This window comes from Pseudomonas taiwanensis (assembly GCF_013393345.1).
GTDB classification, from domain to species: domain Bacteria; phylum Pseudomonadota; class Gammaproteobacteria; order Pseudomonadales; family Pseudomonadaceae; genus Metapseudomonas; species Metapseudomonas resinovorans_C.
Window position 1 is genome coordinate 80590 of sequence record NZ_QJRF01000070.1, and the last position, 23618, is coordinate 104207.

The window sequence follows — 23618 nt, forward strand, 5'->3', positions numbered from 1 at the left end:
CAAACAGACGTTTGAAGGAAGCGGAAATGTAATGCGGGGCCGAAATCAGCCGTTCAGTCGGTTACGCCCATCCTGCTTGGCCTGGTACAGCGCGTTGTCGGCCCGCGAAATCATGCCCTGCAGGCTGTCCGGGCGCTGCATTTCCGCCAGGCCGATGGAGATGGTCACGCCCGGCAATACGCCCAGCGGTGAATAGAAGGACGGGATCTGTTCCAGGCTGGTCCGCAGCCGCTCACCGATGGTGCGGGCCTCTTCGCAGCCCATCTCGGGCAGCAGGATGACGAATTCCTCGCCGCCATAGCGCGCCATGCTGTCCTTGGGCCGCAGCTGATTGCGCAGCGTGTGGGACACCAGGCACAGCGCGTAATCGCCCGCCAGATGCCCATGGCAGTCGTTGTAGGACTTGAAGTGGTCGACATCCAGCATGAGCATCGACATCGGCTGCTCGTTGAAGGAACAGCGGGTGCTTTCGCGTTGGTAGATCTGTTCCAGCCAGCGCCGGTTGAAGAGCCCGGTCAAGGTGTCGATCTTCGCGTTCTGCTCGGTATCGAGAATGATCCGATTGCCCTGGCGCACGCGGTCGCACAGCACTTCCAGCAGGTTCTGCATCAACTGCGGCGACTGCTGGAACAGGCTGACCAGCGATTGCCGGTGCAGTCGCAATGCGGTAGTGGGCTCCGCTGCGACCACGTAGGCCGAAGGGTGGTCGTTGTCGATGAAGCTGATCTCGCCGGCGCACTCGCCCGGCTCGATGGAACTGACAGGGTTGTTGTCCAGGGAACCCAGGTAGACCTTCAGCCGCCCGCTCACGACGAGATAAAGGTACTGGTTGCGATTGAACGGACTCAGCACGATCTCGCCGGCGTCCAGGTCGCAGGCGCGAAACTCCTTGAGCAACAGCTCGAGGCTGTTCGCGGTGACGTTCTGGAACAGACGCAGTCGGCCCAACAGGGCCATGTCTTTTTGCCAGTGGACATGCTTCATGGCTGCAACGGCCTCGGATGGCAGTCGAAGCGGACGGCACCGCTAACGATCCCTGTCTCAGTTGTTAACGCAGTGCGACAGTATTCCCGCACTTTTCGTCTGGCAATGCCCGTCCAAAGTTGGGCCGACGGGCGGACGGATATCGGTAAGGAACGCGACAATTCCTGATGTTCGCCACAATTTCGCAACATTTTTCTGGACGCACGAAAACGCTCCTGCAACTGCTCGGAGCATAAGACGCGAAATCTGAATGGCGCAGTGACCAGAAGGCCGCCCGGAGGCGGCCTTCTGGGGGCAGTATAGATGGCCTCAAGCCATCAAGCGGAATTTCACCGAATAGCCCGCCATGCGAGCTTCCAGCAGCGTACGCAGCGGCTCATCCAACCCGGGTGCGCGAATCTCCGCGACCTGTCCGTGGCGATCATCATTCACCACTTCCACCTTCACGCCGGGAGCGATGGCCCCCAGCACACCTTCCAGCACGCGGCGGGTAGCGTCGTAGCGAAGCGCCGGCTTGAAGGTCTTGCCCACGGCGGTCACCGGAATGGCGTCGATGATCCAGACATCCTTGGGCACTGCGGCACGCTCGGGCACATGCTGCGCCGCGTGTGCCAGCAACTCGGCTTCGCTGGCAACGGCGCCGGGCTTGAGCTGCACATAGGCCACCGGCAACTCGCCGACCTTGTCGTCCGGCTTGCCGACCGCCGCGGCCATGGCCACGGCGGGATGTCGATGCAGGGCTTCCTCGATCATCTGCGGGTCGATGTTGTGTCCACCCCGGATGATCAGGTCCTTGCTGCGGCCGGTGAGCCAGATGTAGCCGTCGGCGTCCATGCGGCCGAGATCGCCGGTGTTGAACCAGTCGCCATCGACCCAGATGTCCTTGTTCTTGCTCGCCTGCAAGTAGCCCTTGAACACGGTCACGCCACGCACGCAGAGGTTACCGATTTCATCAGGCGCGGCATCCCGCAGGTACTGGCCCTGTTCGTCGAGCACCGCCACCTTCACCTGGCAATAGGGCATGCGCATGCCGATGGAACCCGGCCGGCGCTCACCATGGGCGGGATTGCCGCAGGTGCCACAGGTGGCTTCAGTCAGGCCGTAGCCTTCGATCAGCTTGAGGCCGGTCTTGGCCTCGAACTGGCGAATCAGCTCCACCGGCATGGGCGCTGCGCCGCACAAGGCGTAGCGCAAGCTGGACAAGTCATGGCCTTCGCTGGGGACCTGCAACAGACCCGCGTAGATGGTCGGCACGCCGCTGAAGAAACTCACCCGATAACGTTCGATGACGTTCCAGAAGTTCTGGATCAGCCGCGTATTGCGATAGCCCTGGGGCGTGGCGATGAGGAACTCGGCGCCCGCGAAGATCGGTGCGAGGCCGGTGACCATCACGCCATTCACGTGGAACAACGGCAGGCCGCAGAGCGTGTTGTCGCCCTCCCCCAGGTTGATCGCGTAGGCGAGGATCATCGCCATGGCCACTTCGTTGCGGTGGCTGTGAGGCGCCAGCTTGGGCGTGCCGGTGGTACCGCCGGTGTGGAAGTAGGACGCCACGTCATCCGCTGCGATCACGCGGCCGCTTTGCAGGTGGTCCGCGGGGAAGCGGTCGAGCAGCTCGTCGAAGTCCAGCACCCCTTCCGGCAACGCGCCGCGCTGGGCCTTGATGGCACTGCGTTGCGGCTCGGGCAGCAGGTTCGCCAGGTCAACCGTGACGATGGCCTCCAATTCCGGCAGGCGGTCACGCAGGCTGGCGACCTTGTCCCAGAGGTCGGTACCGGGAAACGGCGCCAGGGTCACCAGCACCTTGGAGTCGGCCGCATGGATCAGCTCGGCGATGTGCTCCGGCTCCAGCAAGGGATTGATGGCATTGACCACCCCCGCCGCTTCGCCGCCCCAGATAGTGAAGTGCGTATGGGGCAGGTTCGGCAGCAGGAATGACACCGCCTTGCCCGGACGCACGCCCAGATGGTGGAAGGCATTGGCGGCCTGGGTCACCCGCGCCAGCAGTTCACCATAGGTCACCTCGACAGGTGTCTCCTCAGCGTCGCCCTGGAGCAGGAAGGTCATGGCGCGCTTGCCCGGATTGCGTTCGGCGCTGCGGCGGATCAGCTCGTAGGTGCTGTCCGGCATGCCGCGTTGTTCCAGCGAAAGACGTTCGAGTTCTTCGATATCGCGCAGATTGGCGATGGGCGGAGCTGAGGTCGGGGCCATGGTCGCTTCTTGTACTGAAGGGTTGGAGATCAGCTGTGCAGCCGTTCCACCAGCCAGGTGCCGATGTCGCGGATCTGCTGCGGCAGTACTTCGTGGGCCATCGGATAGTCGCGCCACTCCACGGGAACACCGGCGGCGGCCAGGCGATCATGGGCGGAGCGGCCCATCGCGGGCGGGACCACATCGTCGAAAGTGCCATGCAAGCAAAGGACCGGCAGTTGTCGTTTTGTATCCGACAGTGTCATGTCATCGCTGAAGGTCGGTGCGTAGGTCGAAAGCGCCAGCACGCCGCCCAACTCATCCGCCCAACGCAGGAAGGCGGTGTGCAGGACGACGGCGCCGCCCTGGGAGAAGCCGGCGAGGAAGATGCGGCGCGGCTCGATGCCGCCGTCGACCTGTGCCTGCGCCAGGGCCATCACATGCTCCGCCGATTCCTCCAGCTGGGGCTGGTTGATGGCGCGCTCCGGGCTCATGGCGAGGATGTCGTACCAGGAAGGCATGGCCCAGCCACCATTGATGGTCACCGCACGGGTCGGCGCCTGCGGCAGCACGAAGCGGGTGGTGCCCAGCGCTTCCTGCAGGGCCTCGGCCACTGGCAGGAAGTCATAACGATCCGCGCCCAGGCCGTGAAGCCAGATGACGCAGGCATCGGCGCGATGTGGGGGCTCGAGAATCAGTGTGTCGCTCATGTGTGGCTCCGTTGTGGTGCATCTGCACAGTTGTGGGGCGATGCCATTCAAAGGGGTGGTTTGATAACTGAAAAAGATGTCGCACCGCTAAAACTTTACCTATTGACCTATCGGAATAGGCCTACTGGCACCTCGCTGGTACGCCCTTTGCTAACGAGCACCAGACTGAAATTTGCGCCGGGGCTCGGTAACACTTGCCCTGGCGTGCAACGGGTTGGGTAGCAATCCAGGTTGCTACCTTGCAGGCGATCACCTGGTGCCATTCGTGGTGCGAGGGTGGCGCAATCCGTCTCCAGCCCATTTGACCAATGGGCGAGGAAAGGTCTGGTGGCGAGCGGAGCAGCGCCAACTAGACTCCTTCCTTAGGTCTGACACCCCGGTTGACCTTTTCCAGTGCATGAAAGGTTGAACCTGCCTCACGAGGGTACGGCGGTGGGACCGAGACTCCAACACCAATAAAAGCAACTGGAGGTTTTGATGAAGATGGTGAAATCCACCCTGGCCGTGCTGACCGCGGCAACCGTTCTCGGTGTCAGCGGTTTCGCGCAAGCGGGCGCCACCCTGGACGCGGTGAAGAAAAAAGGCTTCGTACAATGCGGCATCAGCGACGGCCTCCCGGGCTTCTCGTATGCCGATGGCAAGGGCAACTACAAAGGCATCGACGTTGACGTTTGCCGTGCCGTTGCCGCTGCCGTGTTCGGCGATGCCAGCAAGGTCAAGTACAGCCCGCTGACCGCCAAGGAACGTTTCACCGCGCTGCAGTCCGGCGAAGTCGACGTCCTTTCGCGTAACAGCACCTGGACCAGCTCCCGTGACGCAGCCATGGGTCTGAACTTCACCGGCGTGACCTACTACGACGGTCAAGGCTTCCTGGTGAACAAGAAGCTCGGCGTTTCCAGCGCCAAGGAGCTCGATGGCGCCACCGTCTGCATCCAGGCCGGCACCACCACCGAGCTGAACCTGTCCGACTACTTCCGCGCCAACAACCTGAAATACACCCCCATCACCTACGACACCTCCGACGAGAGCGCCAAATCGCTCGAGTCCGGTCGTTGCGACGTGCTGACCTCCGACCAGTCCCAGCTCTATGCACAGCGCATCAAGCTGGCTGCCCCGGACGAGTACGTGGTACTGCCGGAAGTCATCTCCAAGGAGCCCCTCGGCCCGGCCGTACGCCAGGGTGACGAGGAGTGGTTCGACATCGTGCGCTGGTCGCTGTTCGCGATGCTGAACGCCGAGGAACTGGGCATCGACTCGAAGAACGTCGAAGAAACCGCCAAGTCCACCAAGAACCCCGACATTGCCCGTCTGCTGGGTACTGAAGGCGAGTTCGGCAAGGACCTGAAGCTGCCGAAGGACTGGGCGGTGCAAATCGTCAAGCAGGTCGGTAACTACAGTGAAATCTTCGATCGCAACATCGGTGCCGGTAGCGACCTGAAGATCGACCGCGGCATCAACGCCCTGTGGAACAAGGGCGGTCTGCAGTACGCACCGCCGGTGCGCTGACCGTCTCCCGGCGGCCACATGAAGTGGCTGCCGGGTTCGAGTTCCGTTTCAACGCGAACCCTGGCCGCCGCCCCCCCATCCGGCCGGCCAGTGGTTCCCAGAGGGCTGTCATGCAAAAACCTGCCAACGCCCCGCGTGCCCCGAAAGGTTCGATCTGGACCGATCCCAAGGCACGCGCGTGGCTATTCCAGATCATCGCCGTCGTCGCAGTCGTGGCACTGGGCTGGTACCTGTTCCAGAACACCCAGCACAACCTGCAACAGCGCGGCATCCTGTCCGGCTTCGATTTCCTCGAGCAGAGCGCCGGCTTCGGGATTTCCCAACACCTGATCGATTACAACGAAAGCCACAGCTATGGCCGTGTCTTCGTCATCGGTCTGCTCAACACACTGCTGGTTTCGGCTATCGGCATCGTCTTCGCGACCATCCTCGGCTTCATCCTGGGCGTAGCGCGCCTGTCGCCGAACTGGTTGGTACGCAAGCTGGCGACCGTCTACATCGAAACCTTCCGCAACATCCCGCCGCTGCTACAGATCTTCTTCTGGTACTTCGCGGTGATGCTGCCCATGCCGGGGCCGCGCCAGAGCCTGGCCATCGGCGAGCACTTCTTCCTCAACAACCGCGGCCTGTACATGCCGGCGCCGACCATCGCCGATGGCTTCTGGCCGTTCCTGGTCAGCCTGGTACTGGTGCTGGTGGCGATCATCGCGATGGCCCGCTGGGCGAAAGCCAAGCGTGAATCCACCGGTCAACGCTTCCCGGTGCTGCTCAGCGCCCTGGCGCTGCTGGTGGTGATTCCGGGTCTGGTGTCCCTGGTATTCGGCGCGCCATTCCAGTGGAGCATGCCGGTGCTGCAGGGCTTCAACTTCCGCGGCGGCTGGGTAGTGATTCCGGAACTGATCGCCCTGACCCTGGCGCTGACCGTGTACACCGCGGCGTTCATCGCCGAGAACGTGCGCTCCGGCATCCAGGCGGTCAGCCACGGCCAGACCGAGGCCGCGCGTTCTCTGGGCCTGCCCGCTGCCAAGACCCTGCGTCTGGTGATCATTCCGCAAGCCCTGCGCGTGATCATCCCGCCGCTCACCAGCCAGTACCTGAACCTGACCAAGAACTCGTCCCTGGCGGCCGGCATCGGCTACCCGGACATGGTCTCGCTGTTCGCCGGTACGGTGCTGAACCAGACCGGCCAGGCGATCGAGGTGATCACCATCACCATGAGCGTCTACCTGGCCATCAGCATCAGCATTTCCCTGCTGATGAACTGGTACAACAAGCGCATTGCGCTAGTCGAGCGGTGAGGTCCGAACCATGACGACACACGTATTCAAGCCCGACCAGCCGCCACCCCGGATGAGCGTCGGCGTACTGGGATGGCTGCGCGCCAACCTGTTTTCCAACTGGTTCAACACCCTGCTGACCCTGTTCGCCATCTACCTGGTCTGGCTGATCCTGCCGCCGCTGATCAAGTGGGCCTTCCTCCAGGCCGACTGGAGCGGCACCACCCGTGCCGACTGCACCAGCGAAGGCGCGTGCTGGGTGTTCATCAAGATGCGCTTCTCGCAGTTCATGTACGGTTTCTATCCCGAAGAACTGCGCTGGCGAGTGGACCTGGCGGTGTGGGTCGCGATCATCGGCGCTGCGCCGCTGTTCATCCCGCGCTTCCAGCAGAAGGCCAAGTACGGCCTGGCATTCCTGGTGATCTACCCGATCGTCGCTTACTGGCTGCTGCACGGCGGCTTCCTCGGCATGTCCACCGTCTCCACCAGCCAATGGGGCGGCCTGATGCTGACCCTGGTGATCGCTGCCGTGGGCATCGTCGGTGCGCTGCCACTGGGCATCCTGCTGGCCCTGGGACGACGTTCGAACATGCCGGCGATCAAGGTCATCTGTGTGACCTTCATCGAGTTCTGGCGCGGCGTGCCGCTGATCACCGTCCTCTTCATGTCCTCGGTGATGTTGCCGCTGTTCCTGCCTGAAGGCCTGTCGTTCGACAAGCTGCTGCGGGCGCTGATCGGCGTGATCATGTTCCAGTCGGCCTACATCGCTGAAGTGGTGCGTGGCGGCCTGCAGGCCATCCCCAAGGGCCAGTACGAAGCCGCTGCGGCGATGGGCCTGGGCTACTGGCGGATGATGGGCCTGGTGATCCTGCCGCAAGCCCTGAAGCTGGTTATCCCCGGCATCGTCAACACCTTCATCGCGCTGTTCAAGGACACCAGCCTGGTGATCATCATCGGCCTGTTCGACCTGCTCAACAGCATCAAGCAAGCCACCACCGACCCCGCCTGGCTGGGTATGGCCACCGAAGGCTACGTCTTCGCCGCCCTGGTGTTCTGGATCTTCTGTTTCGGCATGTCCCGCTACTCCATGAGCCTGGAGCGCAAGCTGGACACCAGCCACAAGCGTTAGGAGTCATCCCATGACTGAAGCAAGCAAGAAAACCGCCGGCGAGCCGATCATCCGACTGCAGGGCGTGAACAAGTGGTACGGCCAGTTCCATGTGCTGAAGGACATCAACCTCGACGTGCAGCAGGGCGAGCGCATCGTCCTCTGCGGCCCGTCCGGTTCCGGCAAATCGACCACCATCCGCTGTATCAACCGTCTGGAAGAACACCAGCAGGGGCGCATTGTCGTCGACGGCACCGAGCTGACCAACGACCTCAAGCACATCGAGGCGATCCGCAGCGAAGTGGGCATGGTGTTCCAGCACTTCAACCTGTTCCCGCACCTCACCGTGCTGCAGAACTGCACCCTGGCGCCCATGTGGGTTCGCAAGATGCCCAAGCGCCAGGCCGAGGAAGTCGCCATGCATTACCTGGAGCGCGTGCGCATTCCGGAGCAGGCGCACAAGTTCCCGGGGCAGCTTTCCGGTGGCCAGCAACAGCGCGTGGCCATCGCCCGCGCGCTGTGCATGAAGCCGAAGATCATGCTGTTCGACGAACCCACCTCGGCGCTCGACCCGGAGATGGTGAAGGAAGTGCTCGACACCATGATCGGCCTGGCCCATGACGGCATGACCATGCTCTGCGTGACCCACGAAATGGGCTTCGCCCGCACCGTGGCCAACCGGGTGATCTTCATGGACAAGGGCGAGATCGTGGAACAGAACGAGCCCAACGCCTTCTTCGACAACCCGCAGAACGAGCGGACCAAGCTGTTCCTGGGACAGATCCTGCACTGAGGATTGGACGCTGAATGAAAAAGGGAGCCTTCGGGCTCCCTTTTTTGTTGGCGCGGGACAGCTCGCTGTAGGAGCGAATTCATTCGCGAAGGGGCTGGCACCGAGCCTACCGGAATCCCCTCTCCCCCGGCCCCTCTCCCGCAGGCGGGAGAGGGGTGACTATCAGCCCACCTTCAGCGCTCGCACAATCCTGTAGGGGCGATTTCAATCGCCAAGCAGGGCGCAGCCCTGCCTGCCTTTGTAGGAGCGAATTCATTCGCGAAGCAGTCGGGCGACGAGCCAGCCCGAAACCACCCTCACCCCCGGCCCCTCTCCCAATGGGAGAGGGGTGACTCCGGGCTCAACTTCGGCGCCCGCACATACCTGTGGGGGCGATTTCAATCGCTGAGCAGGGCGCAGCCCTGCCTGCCTTTGTAGGAGCGAATTCATTCGCGAAGCAGTCGGGCGCCGAGCCAGCCCGAAACCACCCTCACCCCCGGCCCCTCTCCCAATGGGAGAGGGGTGACTCCCGGCTCAACTTCGGCGCCCGCACATACCTGTGGGGACGATTTCAATCGCCAAGCAGGGCGCAGCCCTGCCTGCCTTTGTAGGAGCGAATTCATTCGCGAAGCAACCCTCACCCCAACCCTCTCCCGCAGCGGGAGAGGGGGCAGTCCGTGCAGCGCTCTGACTGCTTTCGTCCAAATGAAAAAGCCGCGCATTCGCGCGGCTTCTTCCTAGCGGCAGATCGATCACTCGCCGTAGATATCGAAGTCGAAGTACTTGGCCTGAATCGCCTGGTACTTGCCGTTTTCGCGCAGGGTCTTGATGGCGTTGTTGAACTTCTCGCGCAGTTCGTCATCGCCCTTGCGCACGGCGATGCCGGCACCTTCGCCGAAGTACTTCGGATCGTTCAGCACCGGGCCGACGAACTCGTAGCCCTTGCCGTTATCGGTCTTGAGGAAGCCCTCGTTGAGCGGGAAGACGTCGGCCAGCGCGCCGTCCAGGCGACCGGAAAGCACGTCCAGGTAGATCTCGTTCTGGGTGCTGTAGCGCACGATCTTGATGCCCTTGGGCTCCAGGACCTCGGTGGCGAAGCGGTCGGTGGTGGTGGAGCGCTGGGTACCGATGGTCTTGCCCACCAGGCTCTTGAATTCCGGGTCGACCACGTTGCCCTTCTTCATCACCAGGCGCGCCGGGCTGTAGTAGTACTTGCTGGTGAAGTCGACGGATTTCTTGCGCTCATCGGTGATGGTCATGGAGGACAGCACGGCGTCCACCTTCTTCACCTTCAGGGAGGGGATCAGGCCATCGAACTCCTGCTCGATCCACTGGCACTTGACCTTCATTTCCTCGCACATGGCATTGCCGATGTCGTAGTCGAAGCCGGCGATCTGCCCTTCCGGCGTCTTGAAGGCGAAGGGTGGATAGGCCGCTTCGATGCCAATGCGCAGGGGCTTGTCAGCAGCGAAAACGCTGGAGGCCAGCAGGCTAAGGGCAAGGCTGCCCAGCAGAACGAGTTTCTTCATGGTGCGACTCCCGCATTACGGATGGAGGCCCGCCGCATTGCAGGGCGTGCCGGTTCGGAATGGATTTGCGAGGCAGAAGCAGTTGCCGCCAAGGCTGGCCGGCATGGGAATGGAATGGGTAGCTGGCTGTGGATCATCATGGACGCCGCTAACTTGTACTTGTGAGTCCATACTGGACTCAAATGTACATATCGTCAATGGCCCAAGAAAAAGCCCGGCGGGTCCGGGCTTCGAGACAACAGGAACAAATATCTGTGGGGGCGAATTTATTCGCGAAGGGGAGCGTAGCTGCCCCTAGGGACTCCAAATGGCAGGCCTGCGGCCTGCTTAGCGAATGAATTCGCCCCCACAGGAAAAGCAGTCCGCACTCGGTTCATTCCCAGCGCTCGGCAGCGGTCTTGTCGCTGCACCGCCCTTCCACCCAGCGTGGGCCTTCGGCGGTGTCTTCCTTCTTCCAGAACGGCGCGCGGGTCTTGAGGAAGTCCATGATGAAGTTGCAGGCGTCGAACGCTGCCTGGCGATGGGCGCTGGCAGTACCGACGAAGACGATGGGCTCGCCCGGCTCCAGGCGGCCGATGCGGTGGAGGATATCCACATTGAGCAGCGGCCAGCGTTCCCGTGCTTCGGCCGCGATCTTCTCCAGGGCCTTCTCAGTCATGCCCGGATAGTGTTCGAGGAACATACCGGCTACATCCTGGCCGTCGTTGAAGTCGCGCACATAGCCGACGAAGCCGACCACCGCGCCAATCCCCACATTGGCCGCGTGCAGCGCGTTGAGTTCAACACCGGGATCGAAAGCGATTTCCTGCACGCGAATGGCCATCTCAGCCTCCGGTCACGGTGGGGAAGAAGGCGACTTCGTCACCGTCGCTGAGGGCTTCGTCCAGGCTGCACAGCTCCTGGTTGCGGGCGCACATCAGGTTCTGTTCGGCGAGAACCTCCCAGACACCGCCACGGGCCAGCAGATGCCGGCGCAGATCATCCAGCTTCGCGAACGTCGGGTCACAGTTGAGCTGCTCGCCTTCGATGCCGAGCGCTTCACGGTAACGGGCGAAATACTGCACGCGAATCATCATTACTCCCCGGCCTGGTAATGGCCGCTCTTGCCGCCCAGCTTTTCCAGCAGGCGTACGTTTTCAATGGTCATGCCGCGATCGACCGCCTTGCACATGTCATAGATGGTCAGGGCAGCCACGCTGGCGGCGGTCAGCGCTTCCATTTCCACGCCGGTCTGCCCGGCCAGTTTGCAGCGGGCGACGATATGCACGCAGTCGTCCCCTTCCGCGGCCAGCTCCACCTTGACGCTGGTGAGCATCAACGGGTGACACAACGGAATGAGATCGGAGGTCTTTTTCGCCGCCTGGATGCCGGCAATGCGCGCCACGGCGAACACGTCGCCCTTGGGGTGGCCGCCGGACTGGATCATGGCGAGGGTTTCCGGGCGCATGCGCACACGGGCTTCGGCCGTCGCCTCACGGGACGTCACCGCCTTGTCGGTGACGTCGACCATGTTGGCGCGACCTTGGGCATCGAGATGGGTAAGCACTGCGAGTCTCCTTGGACAGGAGACAGATTGTATACAGAAATCCCCGCTGGGCGGCAGCTGCCGCCCAGCGGGAGTCGAGGGTCACATATGCGCTTCGGCGTACTCGGCCAGCACGGAGCGCGGCACGCCCTGGAGGGTGATGTGCACGCCGTGGGGGAAGTCCTTGAAGCGTTCGGTCAGGTAGGTCAGGCCCGAGCTCGGGGCGGAAAGGTAAGGGGTGTCGATCTGCGCCAGGTTGCCCAGGCAGATCACCTTGGAGCCAGTACCGGCACGCGTGATGATGGTTTTCATCTGGTGCGGCGTCAGGTTCTGGCACTCGTCGATGATGATCAGGCTCTGCTGGAAGCTGCGGCCGCGGATGTAGTTCAGGGATTTGAACTGCAGCGGCACCTTGCTGAGGATGTAATCCACGCTGCCGTGGGTGTTCTCGTCGTCCATGTGCAGGGCTTCGAGGTTGTCGGTGATCGCACCCAGCCAGGGCTCCATCTTCTCCGCCTCGGTACCGGGCAGGAAGCCGATTTCCTGGTCCAGGCCCTGCACGCTGCGGGTGGCGATGATGCGCCGGTAGCGCTTGCTGACCATGGTCTGCTCGATAGCTGCGGCCAGCGCCAGGATGGTCTTGCCCGAACCCGCCGCACCGCTGAGGTTGACCAGGTGGATATCCGGGTCCAGCAGCGCGTAGAGCGCCAGCGCCTGGTACACATCGCGCGGACGCAGGCCCCAGGCTTCCTGATGCAGCAGCGGCTCCTGATGCAGATCGAGGATCAGCAGCTCATCGGCCTTGATGCCCTTGATCCAGCCGACGAAACCCTGCTCGTCGACGATGAACTCGTTGACGTGCACGGCTGGAAGGTTGTCGGTGAGCTGCACGCGATGCCAGGTACGTCCATGGTCCTGGCGCGTCTCCACCTTGCTCACACGGTCCCAGAACGACCCGGGCATATCGTGGTAGCCACGGGACAGCAGGGACACATCGTCGACCAACTGGTCGGTGTGGTAGTCCTCGGAATCGATCCCGCAGGCGCGCGCCTTCAGGCGCATGTTGATGTCCTTGGTCACCAGCACCACGGACATGCCCGGCCTGCGGCTCTTCAGCTCCACCAGCTGGTTGATGATCTTGTTGTCGTTGAGGTCTTCAGGCAGCCAGGTGATGGGGGCTGCGCGTTTGCTCATGAGAATCGAGAGGAAGCCGCAGGGGCCGCTTTTCTCTCGCTGGATGGGTACTCCGTGCTCCACTTCCTCGGGGGTTGCGCCACTGAGAATCTTGTCGATATTACGGATGGCCTGCCTGCATTCAGCGGCAACGCCCTGCTTGCCAGTCTTCAGCTTGTCCAACTCCTCCAGCACGGTCATCGGAATGGCCACGTGGTGTTCCTGGAAGTTGAACAAGGCGTTGGGATCGTGGATCAGGACGTTGGTGTCGAGCGCGTACAAGGTTGGAGCGGTAGGGCGGGAGCGTCCGTGGTCATCCATACTCGGTCACCTTCTTATAGGGCCAGGCGACGGAATGCCAGGGAGGCTCTCCGCCGCGGAGGGCCGCCGACCTCCCCGCTCCGGGTCATGCCGGTTAAGGGATGGAGCCAACAAGGTGAGGGCCGATGGCCGCCACCTGTCTGCAGGGTTCGGCGGTCTGATTTGTTAATACTCCATTCGGGATGACAGAAAAAAGAACTTTTTTGCCTGTACACGATTTTTTTTCAGTACGACAAAAAGACCTTGGCGCGTAGGAAAGCACCCGTTAAATTCGAAAGTCCCCTCCCCCGAAATTCCTCGACTTTTCCCGCTTGGGATCATTCCGGCTGCCGTATCCAACCTGCCTATCGGCGGGATAGGTGGAGCCAACCGACGCAAATCCCTAGAATCGCCCCGTTCCCGAAGGAGACGATTCGATGCTGTTGGTGATTTCCCCTGCCAAGACCCTGGACTACGAGACCCCGCCGGTCACTTCGCGCTTCACCCAGCCGGAGTTCCTCGACCATGCCCAGGAGCTGATCCAGCAACTGCGCGAGCTCAGCCCCGCGCAAATCGCCGAGCTGATGCACCTGTCCGACAAACTCGCCGGCCTCAACGTCGCGCGCTACGGCAGCTGGCATCCGGATTTCACCCCAGCCAATGCCAAGCAGGCCCTACTGGCCTTCAAGGGCGACGTGTACACGGGCCTCAATGCCGAAGATTTCGTCGAGGCCGACTTCGACTTCGCGCAGCAGCATCTGCGCATGCTCTCCGGCCTCTATGGCCTGCTGCGACCGCTGGACCTGATGCAGCCCTACCGCCTGGAAATGGGCACTAAGCTGGCCAATGCCCGCGGCAAGGACCTTTATGCCTTCTGGGGCGAGCGCATCAGTGGCTGGCTGAACGAAGCCCTGGCGGCCCAGGGTGACGACATCCTGCTCAACCTAGCCTCCAACGAGTACTTCAGTTCGGTGAAGCGCAAGGCGCTGAACGCCCGCATCATCGATACCGAGTTCAAGGACCTGAAGAACGGCCAGTACAAGATCATCAGTTTCTACGCCAAGAAGGCCCGAGGCCTGATGGCCCGCTACGTGATCAAGGAGCGCCTGCAGGACCCTGAAGGCCTCAAGGACTTCAACTATCAGGGCTACCGCTACTCGGCGGAGCATTCCAAGCCGGACAGCCTGGTGTTCCTGCGCGACGAGCCGCAGGAGTGAGATGACAGAACCCCGCCGCAATGGCGGGGTTTTCGTTTGTGCCGTCGCTATCCCTTTCCTGCTCGCCTGGCACTTCTGGTGTTGGGCTTCGCTGCGCTCTGCCCAACCTACGGGGCGGGTGCGGGCCACTGGATTGCCACTGCGGCTTCAATATCACTTCAAGATCATATGGCTGGCACAAGTTCGTCCTTGATACTGGCGAACTTGTTTTTTGATGGTGGCCAAGTTGTTTTCGGATAGTGGCCAACTTGCAAAATGCAATAGTCGAAAACTTGCAAACTGCCTGATTGGAACTTTTTCAAATCACGTCAACTCTGAGAATGCCACGACCTTGACACGGGGCGTAGTCAAAAAACTGCAATAAGTAAAATCTGGGACGAACGGTAGGAACTATCCGAAATGACGGACACTCATACCCCCGTGACTTAATTCTTCACACCATATTTCGGTGTGATCTCAAACTGCCTTTACCAACTATCGGCTCGCAGCCGAGGGGTAGTTTTTATCTGGCGAAAGCCAAATAAGTTAATTAAGGAGAAGCGCAACAAACTCGACCTACTGGACAAAACCAACGAGCCAGAGCCGTTGCGGCGATCAGCTCAGGACTCTACCCGGGCAAGCAATGCGACATGCCCAGTTCAGGCGCCCTAACTTTGGCGTCCGGTACTACTCATGCCTGTGCACTTTAAAGTTGCAACTGCGACATAAAGGTGCAAACGGAAGTGACACTAACGTCACATATTAAACAGCGTGCTTAAAGGACGAGGTGAATACGATGCGAATCAGCATCTTCGGTTTGGGCTATGTTGGTGCAGTGTGCGCCGGCTGCCTCTCTGCTCGTGGTCATGAAGTTGTCGGTGTCGACGTTTCTCAGACCAAAATCGACCTGATCAACAATGGCAAATCGCCCATTGTCGAACCGGGTCTGGAAGAACTTCTACAGCAAGGCGTGAAAACTGGCCGTCTGCGCGGCACTACCGATGTCGCCGGTGCCGTTCGCGACACCCAGGTTTCCTTCATCTGCGTCGGTACCCCGAGCAAGAAGAATGGCGACCTGTCGCTCGACTACATCGAAGGCGTCTGCCGCGAAATCGGCTTCGCCCTGCGCGACAAGGCCGAGCGCCACACCGTGGTCGTACGCAGCACCGTGCTGCCGGGCACCGTGAAGAACGTGGTGATCCCGATCATCGAAGACTGCTCCGGCAAGAAGGCCGGCGTGGACTTCGGCGTCGCTGTGAACCCCGAGTTCCTCCGCGAAAGCACCGCGATCAAGGACTACGACTACCCGCCCATGACCGTGATCGGCGAGCTGGACAAGGCCGCCGGTGACGTCCTGGAAACCCTGTACCGCGAGCTCGACGCCCCGATCATCCGCAAGGACATCGAAGTGGCCGAGATGATCAAGTACACCTGCAACGTGTGGCACGCGGCCAAGGTCACCTTCGCCAACGAAATCGGCAACATCGCCAAGGCGGTCGGCGTCGATGGTCGTGAGGTGATGGACGTGGTCTGCCAGGACAACAAACTCAACCTGTCCAAGTACTACATGCGCCCGGGCTTCGCCTTCGGCGGTTCCTGCCTGCCCAAGGACGTGCGCGCGCTGAACTACCGCGCCACTTCCCTGGACGTGGAATCCCCGCTGATCGGCTCGCTGATGCGCAGCAACGCCGGCCAGGTGCAGAAGGCGTTCGACATCATCTCCGGCCACGACAAGCGCAAGGTCGCCCTGCTCGGCCTGTCCTTCAAGGCCGGTACCGACGACCTGCGTGAAAGCCCGCTGGTGGAACTCGCCGAGATGCTGATCGGCAAGGGTTATGACCTCAGCATCTACGACCGCAACGTCGAGTACGCCCGCGTCCACGGTGCCAACAAGGACTACATCGAGTCGAAGATCCCCCACGTGTCCTCGCTGCTGGACAGCAACTTCGACGCGGTGGTCGACAAGGCGGACATCATCGTCCTGGGCAACCGTGACGAGCTGTTCGCCCCGCTGGCCCAGAAAGCACCGGCCGGCAAGCAGGTGATCGACCTGGTGGGCTTCATGCCCAAGGGCTCCCAAGGCAACGCCGAGGGAATCTGCTGGTAAAGCGCCCTGCCCCTCTTCCCCAACGGGAAGGGGGGCATCCGCCAAACGAGCCCAGGACGACTCTATGGACAAGATCAAGCATGGCCTGCTCGAAGCCTCGGGCTGGCTGTTCTACCTCATTGCACTGATGCTGCTGGCACTGGCACTGCCCAGGTCCGTTTTCGACCCCGACTCCAAGCATTTCCTGCTGCTGATCGGGGCTGTGGGCATCTGGCGCTATTCCATGGGCGCCCTGCACTTCGTGCGCGGCACGCTGTTCCTCTACTTCGTGTATCCCTGGTACAAGCGGCGCCTGGCCAAGCTCGGCAACGCGGCAGACCCGTCCCACGTGTTCCTGCTGGTGACGAGCTTCCGCATCGAGGCCCTGACCACCGCCATGGTCTACCGCTCAGTGATCGAGGAAGCCATCGCCTGCGGCTACCCGACCACCGTCGTCTGCTCCATCGTCGAGCTGTCCGACGAGCTGCTGGTGAAGAACCTCTGGACGAAGCTCGCGCCACCGTCGCGGGTCAAGCTGGACTTCGTGCGCATTCCCGGTACCGGCAAGCGCGATGGCCTGGCCTATGGCTTCCGCGCCATCTCCCGGCAACTGCCGGATGCGGACGCGGTCGTGGCGGTGATCGACGGCGACACAGTGCTGGCCGAAGGCGTGGTCAAGAAGACCGTGCCCTGGTTCAAGCTCTTCCCCAACGTCGGCGGCCTGACCACCAACGAGTTCTGCGAGGTGCGCGGCAGCTACATCATGAGCGAGTGGCACAAGCTGCGATTCGCCCAGCGCCACCTCAACATGTGCTCGATGGCCCTCTCCAAGCGCGTGCTGACCATGACCGGGAGGATGTCGGTGTTCCGCGCCAGCGTGGTGACCGATCCGGACTTCATCGCCGACGTGGAAAGCGACCACCTGGACCACTGGCGTCTGGGGCGTTTCCAGTTCCTCACCGGTGACGACAAGTCCAGCTGGTACAGCCTGATGCGCCTGGGCTACGACACCTTCTACGTTCCGGATGCCGCGATCAACACGGTCGAGCACCCGCCGGAGAAGAGTTTCATCAAGGCCAGTCGCAAGCTGATGTTCCGCTGGTACGGCAACAACCTGCGGCAGAACTCCCGCGCCCTGGCGCTCGGTCCGCGTCGTCTCGGCTGGTTCACCTCCGTCGTACTGGCCGACCAGCGTGCCTCGATGTGGACCTGCCTGCTGGGCCTGGCCGTGGCCATCATCGCCAGCCTGAAGTACAGCATCGCCTACCTGCTGGTGTACCTCCTGTGGATCGGCCTTACCCGCTTCGTCCTGACCCTGCTGCTCAGCATTACCGGGCACCGGATCGGACCGGCCTACCCCTTGATCCTCTATTACAACCAGATCGTCGGAGCGCTGGTGAAGATCTACGTCTTCTTCCGCCTCGACCAGCAGTCCTGGACTCGCCAGAACACCAAGCTCAACCGTGACCTCGCGAGCTTCTCGCGCTGGTTCAACACCTGGTCCTCACGCGCCATGACCTTCTCCGCAACCAGCGTATTCGTCGCCGCGCTGCTGGCGATCGTGTGAGCACAAGGAACCTGACAGGAATCGAAGCCATGAATACAGCCGTCAATCTCAATGTGGTGCATGAATCCGAAGCCCAGCGCCAGCACGCGCGGGTGAAGATCCCCGGCAAGATCCGCTACATCGCCCGTGGCGAGCGCTTCGAAGCGTCGCTGCTGGACGTCTCCGCCGGCGGTTTCGCCTTCACTGCCGGGCGCGCCGGCTCCAGCATCGGCGACCACCACAAGGGCCGCCTGATGTTCCAGATCGACGGCCTCAGCCTGGGCCTGGACGTAGAGTTCCAGGTGCGCGCCGTGGACACCCGCACCGAGCGCATTGGCTGTGTCTTCCATGGCCTTCAGCCGCGTGACATCGCCACCCTGCGCTACCTCATCAGCTCGCACCTCTCGGGCGAACTGGTCAGCGCCGGCGACCTGCTCAGCACCCTGCAGCGCGAGAACTTCACCAAGCCACGCAAAGGCGGTGCGGGCGGTGGCATGGGCCCCCTGGCGCGTCTCAAGGCGGTCGGCTTGAGTGCTGGCATCTTCGTCGTCGGTGTCGGGGCCTTCGGCTACATCCTCAATTCGCTGTACGGCCTGTACTTCGTCACCCATGCCGACTCGGCCATGGTCGCGGTGCCTTCCATGCAGGTCACCATGCCCCGCGAAGGCACGGTGCAAAGCCTGGTTAGCCCAGACGCCAGCGTGGAGAAAGGCGCGCCCATCGCGTCCTTCAACGCCACCATGCTGGAGATGCTCAAGGGTCACCTGACCGACGACCAGCTCACCCCGAAGAACGTCGAAGAACTGTTCGGCAAGCAGATGAAGGGCACCCTCACCAGCCCCTGCAACTGCAAGATCGCCCGCCAGCTCGTGGCTGACGGCCAGTTCGCCAGCAAGGGCGACGTGATCTTCGAACTGGTGCCCCAGGACACCCAGGCCACCATCCAGGCGCGCTTCCCCTTCCGCCACATCGGCCAGGCCAAACCGGGTGCCCGCGTCACCTTCCAGGTGGCCGGCGAAGACCAGGCACGCCACGGCAAGATCCTCAGCAGCAGCCTGCATGACGGCACCATGTCCGCCGACATCCGCGCCACCATCCAGCCTGACGAGCCGCTGCCCAGCACCTTCGCCGGTCAGCCGGTGGAAGTCAGCATCGATCGTGGCCCGTCCCTCGATTGGCTGATCGACCGCGCCCTGGCCGCGGGCTTCTGAGGAGGGCGCAACCATGGCCCATCACGCCACTCCCCTCCTGCTGCTGGCCGCGGCCGTCGCCCTGGCCGGCTGTGCCGGCCTGCCGGACGAACGCCTCGCCCACGAAGCCCTGAAGCGCGGTGACAGCTCCACCGCCGAGCAGAACTACCGCCAGCTGGCCGACCTCGGTTATGCCGACGCCGCAGTCGGCCTGGCCGACCTGCAGGTGGCCAGCGGAGACCCGGCGCAACTGCAGAAGGCCGAGCAGACCTATCGCCAGGCCATCGACCAGTCGCCCCGTGCCAAGGCCCGTCTGGGCAAGCTGCTGGCGCGAAAGACCCAGCTGAGCCAGGCCGAACGCCAGGAAACCGCGCGGTTGCTGGAAGAGTCCTTCGAAGCCGGTGAGGAAAGCAGCCTGCTGCCGCTGGTGATGCTCTACCTGCAATACCCGCAGGACTTCCCCTCGGTGAACGTTCCGGCGCGCATCGCCAAATGGCGCGCCGAGGGTCACACCCAGGCGGAGCTGGCGCAGATCCTCTTCTATCGCACCCAGGGTTCCTACGATCAGCACCTCGGGGAGATCGAGCAGATCTGCACCCGCAACCTGGCGTTGGCCGACGTCTGCTACGTCGAGCTGGCCACCGTCTACCAGAAGCAAGGCAATGCCGACGCCAAGGAGAAACTGCTGGAGCAACTGATGGCCGGCTACCGCGCCGGGCGCATTCCCGCCCAGCGCGTGGAATCGGTCGCGCTGGTCCTGGCCGACGCCGACATCGGCACGCCCGACGAAGGCAAGGCCAAGGAACTGCTCGAAGCGCTGGCACCCGCTTACCCCGCCGCCTGGGTGAGCCTGGCCAAGCTGATCTACGAATACCCGGAACAGGGCGATACCGAGCAACTGCTGGGCTACCTGGAGAAAGGCCGAGCCGCCTCCCAGCCCCGCGCCGAGCTGCTGCAAGGCCGCCTCTACTACGAAGGCAAGCTGGTGCCGCAGGACCCGAAGAAGGCCGAGGAGCACCTGCTCAAGGCCGCCGCCACCGAACCCACCGCCAACTACCTGCTGGGCCAGATCTACCTGCGGGGCTATCTGGGCGACATCGATCCGGACAAGGCCCTGGACCACCTGCTCCGTGCCGCCCGCAGCGGCCAGATCAATGCCGACTTCGCCCTCGGCCAGATGTACGCCCAGGGCAAGGGTATCCAGCGCAACCTGGTCAACGCGTTCGTTTTCAGCCAGCTGGCCTTGCCCAAGAACACGCCCCAGGCCCTCGAGCTGGCGCAAAGCGTCCAGCAGCAGTTGCCGCCGGCCGAACGTCCCCGCGCCGAACAACTGCTGCGTGAAGAACGCGCCGTGCGCGGCGCCGCAGCGCCCGACACGCAGATGAGCAGCCTATGAATCCCCCTCCGCAGCTCCCGGTAGGTTGGGCAGAGCGCAGCGAAGCCCAACAGCGAAGTACGGCCCGCGGAACAAGAGAGATGAGAAACGCATGAACAAGAATCCCTGGATCAAGGCTGGCCTTGGTCTGTCCCTGCTGGCCGCAAGCATCGCCCACGCCGCAGAGACCCACGACAAGAACTTCGGCCTGGACGTGAAGATCACCGCCCAATCCGAAGATGATCGCGACCTCGGCACCCGCGACGGCGGTGACGTCAACGGCATCGGTCTCGACCTGCGCCCCTGGGTCTACGGCGAACGCGGCGAATGGAGCGCCTTCGCCATGGGCCAGGCGGTCACCGCCACCGATATCGTCGAAACCGACACCCTGGAATCCAACGACATCGAAGCCGATGCCGCCCAGCGCAACAACGGACGCGAACCGGACAAGAGCTACCTCGCCATGCGCGAGTTCTGGATCGATTACGGCGGCCTCACCGCCTACCCCGGCGAGCACCTGCGCTTCGGTCGCCAGCGTGTACGCAGCGAAGAAGGCACCTGGTGGGATACCAACATCGAAGCGCTGCGCTGGAGCTTCGACACCACCCTGCTTCGCGCCCATGCTGGCGTCGCCGAGCGCTTCAGCGAATACCGCACCGACATCGACGAACTGGCGCCGGAAGACGAGGACCGCCAGCACTTCTTCGGCGACATCTCCACGCAATGGCGCCCGGGTCACTGGGTCGGCGCCAAGCTGCACCACAGTCGCGACAACGGCGACCTGCCCAACGTCGGCGAGGAAGTGGATGAGCTCGACAAGCGCACCACCGGCGACCTGACCTGGCTGGGCCTGGAAGCCGACGGTGGCTTCTTCGACCGCCGCTCCACCCTGCCGCTGAACTACTGGGCGCAGGCCACCTGGCTGACCGGCGACGTGGACGAACTGCAGCAGTCGACCCTGGGCAACCAGAACTTCGCCAACGGCAGCCGCAATGTCGATGTCGACGCCTGGGCGGTGGACCTCGGCCTGCGCTGGAACATCGATGACCAATGGAAGGTCGGCGGCGCCTATGCCCGTGGCAGCGGTGGCGGCGACGACGACAGCTCGGAGCAGTTCCGCCAGACCGGTCTGGAGAGCAACCGCTCCAACTTCACCGGCACCGAAGCCCGCATGCACCGCTTCGGTGAAGCCTTCCGGGGCGAGCTGAGCAACCTCCAGGTGGCCACCGCCTTCACCTCCTGGCAGATGGGCGAGGACTACGACGCAAGCGTCGTCTACCACCGTTTCTGGCGCGTGGACGACAACCAGGACGTGGGCCAGAGCGGAATCATCGCTCCCCTGGAAGACGGCGAGAAAGACATCGGCCAGGAGATGGACCTGGTGGTCACCCGCTACTTCAAGCAGGGCCTCCTGCCGGCCTCGATGGCCGAGCACCTGGACGAGCGCTCCGCCCTCGTGCGCTTCCGTGGCGGCGTGTTCAAGCCGGGCGATGCCTATGCCAGCGGCACCGACTCGCTCATGCATCGCGCCTTCGTCGACTTCATCTGGCGCTTCTGATGGACATCCGGCGCAAGGGAGGAACAGTCATGAAACGTGGCATGGGAACCACGCTGCTGGCAGGCGGCGTCGTGCTCGGCGCCCTGCAGTTCGCCGCACCCTGGGTCCAGGGTGCAGAACTGACCCAGGAACTGAAGCCGATCAAGAACTACACGGTGTCCACTGCGCCGGTGGAGCAACTGCATCTGGATACACCCAAGGCGCCAGACCTGTCCGGCTACACCGCCGCCGCCGTGGACGCGAAGATCGATCGTTCAATCCGCGGCAAGGTGGCGGTCAGGCGCATGCTCCAGCAGGACTCGCTGAAGGACTTCATCGGCGGTGACGAGCGCCTGCGCGAGTGGGTGAAACGTCAGCAGAGCATGCCGCAGGCGATCTTCGTCGAAGGTGGCTACGTGACCCCGGCGGACCTGGCCAAGGCACTGCCCGACAGCCAGTTCAGCGAAACCGAGCCGGGCGTGTACCTCGCCCGCTTGCCAATCGTGGTGGCCCAGGGGGCGAGCCTGCAGATCGGCAAGGAGACCCGGGAATTCCGCCTGTCCCAGGAGCGCGGCGCGTTCCTGGTCAACGACGGCAAGCTGTTCATCACCGGCACCCAGCTCACCGCCTGGAACGAAAAGAACAAGTCCCCGGCCTGGTTCCAGAAGCCCGAGGAATTCCGTCCGTTCCTGGTGTCCTGGGGTGGCAGCGAGCTGTACATCGTCGGCAGCAAGGTCACCAGCCTCGGCTACGACAACTCCAAGTCCTACGGCGTCTCCATCACCCAGTACACGCCGGGCCAGGCCAAGCGCCTGAAACGCCCTGCGCCCACCGGCTGGCTGCTGGATTCCGAGTTCGTCGACCACTGGTACGGCTTCTACTGCTTCGAAGCGGAGAACGTGGTCATCAAGGGCAATACCTACCGCGACAACATCGTCTACGGCATCGACCCGCACGACCGCTCGAACGGTCTGATCATCGCCCACAACACCGTCTTCGGGACCAAGAAGAAGCACGGCATCATCATTTCCCGTGAGGTGGACGACAGCTGGATCATCAATAACAAGAGCTACGACAACAAGCTCTCCGGCATCGTGATCGACCGTAACTCGGTGAACAATCTCGTGGCCTGGAACGAGGTGTACCAGAACCACTCCGACGGCATCACCATCTACGAAAGCTCCAACAACCTGCTCTGGGGCAACAAGATCCTCAGCAACCAGCGCCACGGCATTCGCGTGCGCAACAGCGTGAACATCCGCCTGTACGAGAACCTCTCCGCGGCCAACGGCCTGACCGGCGTGTATGGCCACATCAAGGACCTCTCCAACACCGACCGCAACATCAAGCTCGACCCCTTCGACACCAAGGTCTCGCTGATCCTGGTCGGCGGAAAGCTCGCCGGAAACGGCTCCAGCCCCCTGTCCATCGACTCGCCCCTATCGGTTGAGCTGTACCGCGTCGAGCTGCTCGCCCCGAGCAAATCCACCGGTATCAGCTTCGCCGGCATCCTCGGCGAAAAGCAGGACGAGATCCTCGACCTGATGGTGCGCCGCAAGCAAGCGGTGCTGATCGACCCCGTCGAAACCCAGGCCGAACTCCAGGATTGAGGTA

19 protein-coding genes are annotated in these 23618 nt (G+C 62.7%); 11 read left to right on the forward strand and 8 right to left on the reverse strand.

Annotated elements, in window-relative coordinates; translation table 11 throughout:
• Positions 1-45: 45 nt before the first annotated feature.
• The 3 genes from DM872_RS23270 to DM872_RS23280 form a co-directional block, all read right to left on the reverse strand.
• A complete protein-coding gene (locus tag DM872_RS23270) occupies positions 46-984 on the reverse strand; it encodes a GGDEF domain-containing protein (RefSeq protein WP_179061647.1) in 939 nt (312 codons plus the stop codon).
• Positions 985-1293: 309 nt separating this feature from the next.
• Positions 1294-3195 (reverse strand): acyl-CoA synthetase, encoded by a 1902-nt coding sequence (locus DM872_RS23275; protein WP_179061648.1) that lies wholly within the window; start codon positions 3193-3195, stop codon positions 1294-1296.
• A 29-nt stretch (positions 3196-3224) separates the two neighbouring features.
• On the reverse strand, positions 3225-3884 hold the full coding sequence (locus DM872_RS23280) for an alpha/beta hydrolase (protein ID WP_179061649.1): 660 nt from the start codon (positions 3882-3884) through the stop codon (positions 3225-3227).
• A gap of 477 nt (positions 3885-4361) precedes the next feature.
• Between DM872_RS23280 and DM872_RS23285 the strand changes: the two genes are divergently transcribed.
• The 4 genes from DM872_RS23285 to DM872_RS23300 all read left to right on the forward strand — a co-directional run bounded on the left by DM872_RS23285 (position 4362) and on the right by DM872_RS23300 (position 8568).
• Positions 4362-5390 (forward strand): amino acid ABC transporter substrate-binding protein, encoded by a 1029-nt coding sequence (locus DM872_RS23285; RefSeq protein ID WP_077522532.1) that lies wholly within the window; start codon positions 4362-4364, stop codon positions 5388-5390.
• A gap of 110 nt (positions 5391-5500) precedes the next feature.
• Positions 5501-6688, forward strand: coding sequence for an amino acid ABC transporter permease (locus DM872_RS23290; protein ID WP_179061650.1), 1188 nt, complete (start codon positions 5501-5503; stop codon positions 6686-6688).
• A gap of 10 nt (positions 6689-6698) precedes the next feature.
• The gene (locus DM872_RS23295; protein ID WP_179061651.1) at positions 6699-7796 is read left to right on the forward strand and encodes an amino acid ABC transporter permease; all 1098 of its coding nucleotides are present in this window, start codon (positions 6699-6701) and stop codon (positions 7794-7796) included.
• 10 nt (positions 7797-7806) lie between these two features.
• A complete protein-coding gene (locus DM872_RS23300) occupies positions 7807-8568 on the forward strand; it encodes an amino acid ABC transporter ATP-binding protein (protein WP_077522538.1) in 762 nt (253 codons plus the stop codon).
• A 731-nt stretch (positions 8569-9299) separates the two neighbouring features.
• On the opposite strand, the gene DM872_RS23305 is transcribed toward DM872_RS23300, so the two are convergent.
• The 5 genes from DM872_RS23305 to DM872_RS23325 form a co-directional block, all read right to left on the reverse strand.
• Positions 9300-10076: an ABC transporter substrate-binding protein gene (locus DM872_RS23305; RefSeq protein ID WP_179061652.1), complete on the reverse strand. Its 777-nt coding sequence runs from the start codon at positions 10074-10076 to the stop codon at positions 9300-9302.
• Positions 10077-10449: 373 nt separating this feature from the next.
• Complete coding sequence (gene moaE, locus DM872_RS23310; RefSeq protein WP_179061653.1) at positions 10450-10899, reverse strand: molybdopterin synthase catalytic subunit MoaE; 450 nt, start codon at positions 10897-10899, stop codon at positions 10450-10452.
• 1 nt (position 10900) lies between these two features.
• A complete protein-coding gene (locus DM872_RS23315; RefSeq protein ID WP_179061654.1) occupies positions 10901-11149 on the reverse strand; it encodes a MoaD/ThiS family protein in 249 nt (82 codons plus the stop codon).
• A gap of 2 nt (positions 11150-11151) precedes the next feature.
• Positions 11152-11622: a cyclic pyranopterin monophosphate synthase MoaC gene (moaC, locus tag DM872_RS23320; protein WP_179061655.1), complete on the reverse strand. Its 471-nt coding sequence runs from the start codon at positions 11620-11622 to the stop codon at positions 11152-11154.
• 81 nt (positions 11623-11703) lie between these two features.
• On the reverse strand, positions 11704-13095 hold the full coding sequence (locus DM872_RS23325; RefSeq protein ID WP_077522549.1) for a PhoH family protein: 1392 nt from the start codon (positions 13093-13095) through the stop codon (positions 11704-11706).
• A gap of 416 nt (positions 13096-13511) precedes the next feature.
• Here DM872_RS23325 and yaaA point away from each other — a divergent pair, with 416 nt between their 5' ends.
• From yaaA to algG, 7 genes are all read left to right on the forward strand, one after another.
• Complete coding sequence (yaaA, locus tag DM872_RS23330) at positions 13512-14291, forward strand: peroxide stress protein YaaA (RefSeq protein ID WP_179061656.1); 780 nt, start codon at positions 13512-13514, stop codon at positions 14289-14291.
• 775 nt (positions 14292-15066) lie between these two features.
• Positions 15067-16377 carry a GDP-mannose 6-dehydrogenase gene (gene algD / locus DM872_RS23335; RefSeq protein WP_179061657.1) on the forward strand — a complete coding sequence of 437 codons (1311 nt, stop codon included), beginning with the start codon at positions 15067-15069 and terminating at the stop codon, positions 16375-16377.
• 64 nt (positions 16378-16441) lie between these two features.
• Positions 16442-17923: a mannuronan synthase gene (gene alg8, locus DM872_RS23340; RefSeq protein WP_179061658.1), complete on the forward strand. Its 1482-nt coding sequence runs from the start codon at positions 16442-16444 to the stop codon at positions 17921-17923.
• Positions 17924-17952: 29 nt separating this feature from the next.
• Entirely contained in the window at positions 17953-19113 is a 1161-nt protein-coding gene (locus tag DM872_RS23345) for an alginate biosynthesis protein Alg44 (RefSeq protein ID WP_179061659.1), read from the forward strand.
• A 13-nt stretch (positions 19114-19126) separates the two neighbouring features.
• Positions 19127-20488, forward strand: a complete 1362-nt coding sequence (algK, locus tag DM872_RS23350; RefSeq protein ID WP_179061660.1) for an alginate biosynthesis TPR repeat lipoprotein AlgK — start codon at positions 19127-19129, stop codon at positions 20486-20488.
• 91 nt (positions 20489-20579) lie between these two features.
• Positions 20580-22025, forward strand: a complete 1446-nt coding sequence (locus DM872_RS23355) for an alginate export family protein (RefSeq protein WP_179061661.1) — start codon at positions 20580-20582, stop codon at positions 22023-22025.
• A 29-nt stretch (positions 22026-22054) separates the two neighbouring features.
• Positions 22055-23614: a mannuronan 5-epimerase AlgG gene (gene algG, locus DM872_RS23360; RefSeq protein ID WP_179061662.1), complete on the forward strand. Its 1560-nt coding sequence runs from the start codon at positions 22055-22057 to the stop codon at positions 23612-23614.
• Positions 23615-23618 lie beyond the last annotated feature (4 nt).

Coding starts and splice junctions, on each gene's coding strand:
- algK (WP_179061660.1), top strand. CDS start 19,127: ATGGCCCATCACGCCACTCCCCTCCTGCTGCTGGCCGCGGCCGTCGCC.
- yaaA (WP_179061656.1), top strand. CDS start 13,512: ATGCTGTTGGTGATTTCCCCTGCCAAGACCCTGGACTACGAGACCCCG.
- DM872_RS23300 (WP_077522538.1), top strand. CDS start 7,807: ATGACTGAAGCAAGCAAGAAAACCGCCGGCGAGCCGATCATCCGACTG.
- DM872_RS23305 (WP_179061652.1), bottom strand. CDS start 10,076: ATGAAGAAACTCGTTCTGCTGGGCAGCCTTGCCCTTAGCCTGCTGGCC.
- DM872_RS23275 (WP_179061648.1), bottom strand. CDS start 3,195: ATGGCCCCGACCTCAGCTCCGCCCATCGCCAATCTGCGCGATATCGAA.
- alg8 (WP_179061658.1), top strand. CDS start 16,442: ATGGACAAGATCAAGCATGGCCTGCTCGAAGCCTCGGGCTGGCTGTTC.
- DM872_RS23290 (WP_179061650.1), top strand. CDS start 5,501: ATGCAAAAACCTGCCAACGCCCCGCGTGCCCCGAAAGGTTCGATCTGG.
- algD (WP_179061657.1), top strand. CDS start 15,067: ATGCGAATCAGCATCTTCGGTTTGGGCTATGTTGGTGCAGTGTGCGCC.
- moaE (WP_179061653.1), bottom strand. CDS start 10,899: ATGGCCATTCGCGTGCAGGAAATCGCTTTCGATCCCGGTGTTGAACTC.
- DM872_RS23295 (WP_179061651.1), top strand. CDS start 6,699: ATGACGACACACGTATTCAAGCCCGACCAGCCGCCACCCCGGATGAGC.
- DM872_RS23345 (WP_179061659.1), top strand. CDS start 17,953: ATGAATACAGCCGTCAATCTCAATGTGGTGCATGAATCCGAAGCCCAG.
- algG (WP_179061662.1), top strand. CDS start 22,055: ATGAAACGTGGCATGGGAACCACGCTGCTGGCAGGCGGCGTCGTGCTC.
- DM872_RS23325 (WP_077522549.1), bottom strand. CDS start 13,095: ATGGATGACCACGGACGCTCCCGCCCTACCGCTCCAACCTTGTACGCG.
- DM872_RS23315 (WP_179061654.1), bottom strand. CDS start 11,149: ATGATTCGCGTGCAGTATTTCGCCCGTTACCGTGAAGCGCTCGGCATC.
- DM872_RS23270 (WP_179061647.1), bottom strand. CDS start 984: ATGAAGCATGTCCACTGGCAAAAAGACATGGCCCTGTTGGGCCGACTG.
- DM872_RS23280 (WP_179061649.1), bottom strand. CDS start 3,884: ATGAGCGACACACTGATTCTCGAGCCCCCACATCGCGCCGATGCCTGC.
- DM872_RS23285 (WP_077522532.1), top strand. CDS start 4,362: ATGAAGATGGTGAAATCCACCCTGGCCGTGCTGACCGCGGCAACCGTT.
- DM872_RS23355 (WP_179061661.1), top strand. CDS start 20,580: ATGAACAAGAATCCCTGGATCAAGGCTGGCCTTGGTCTGTCCCTGCTG.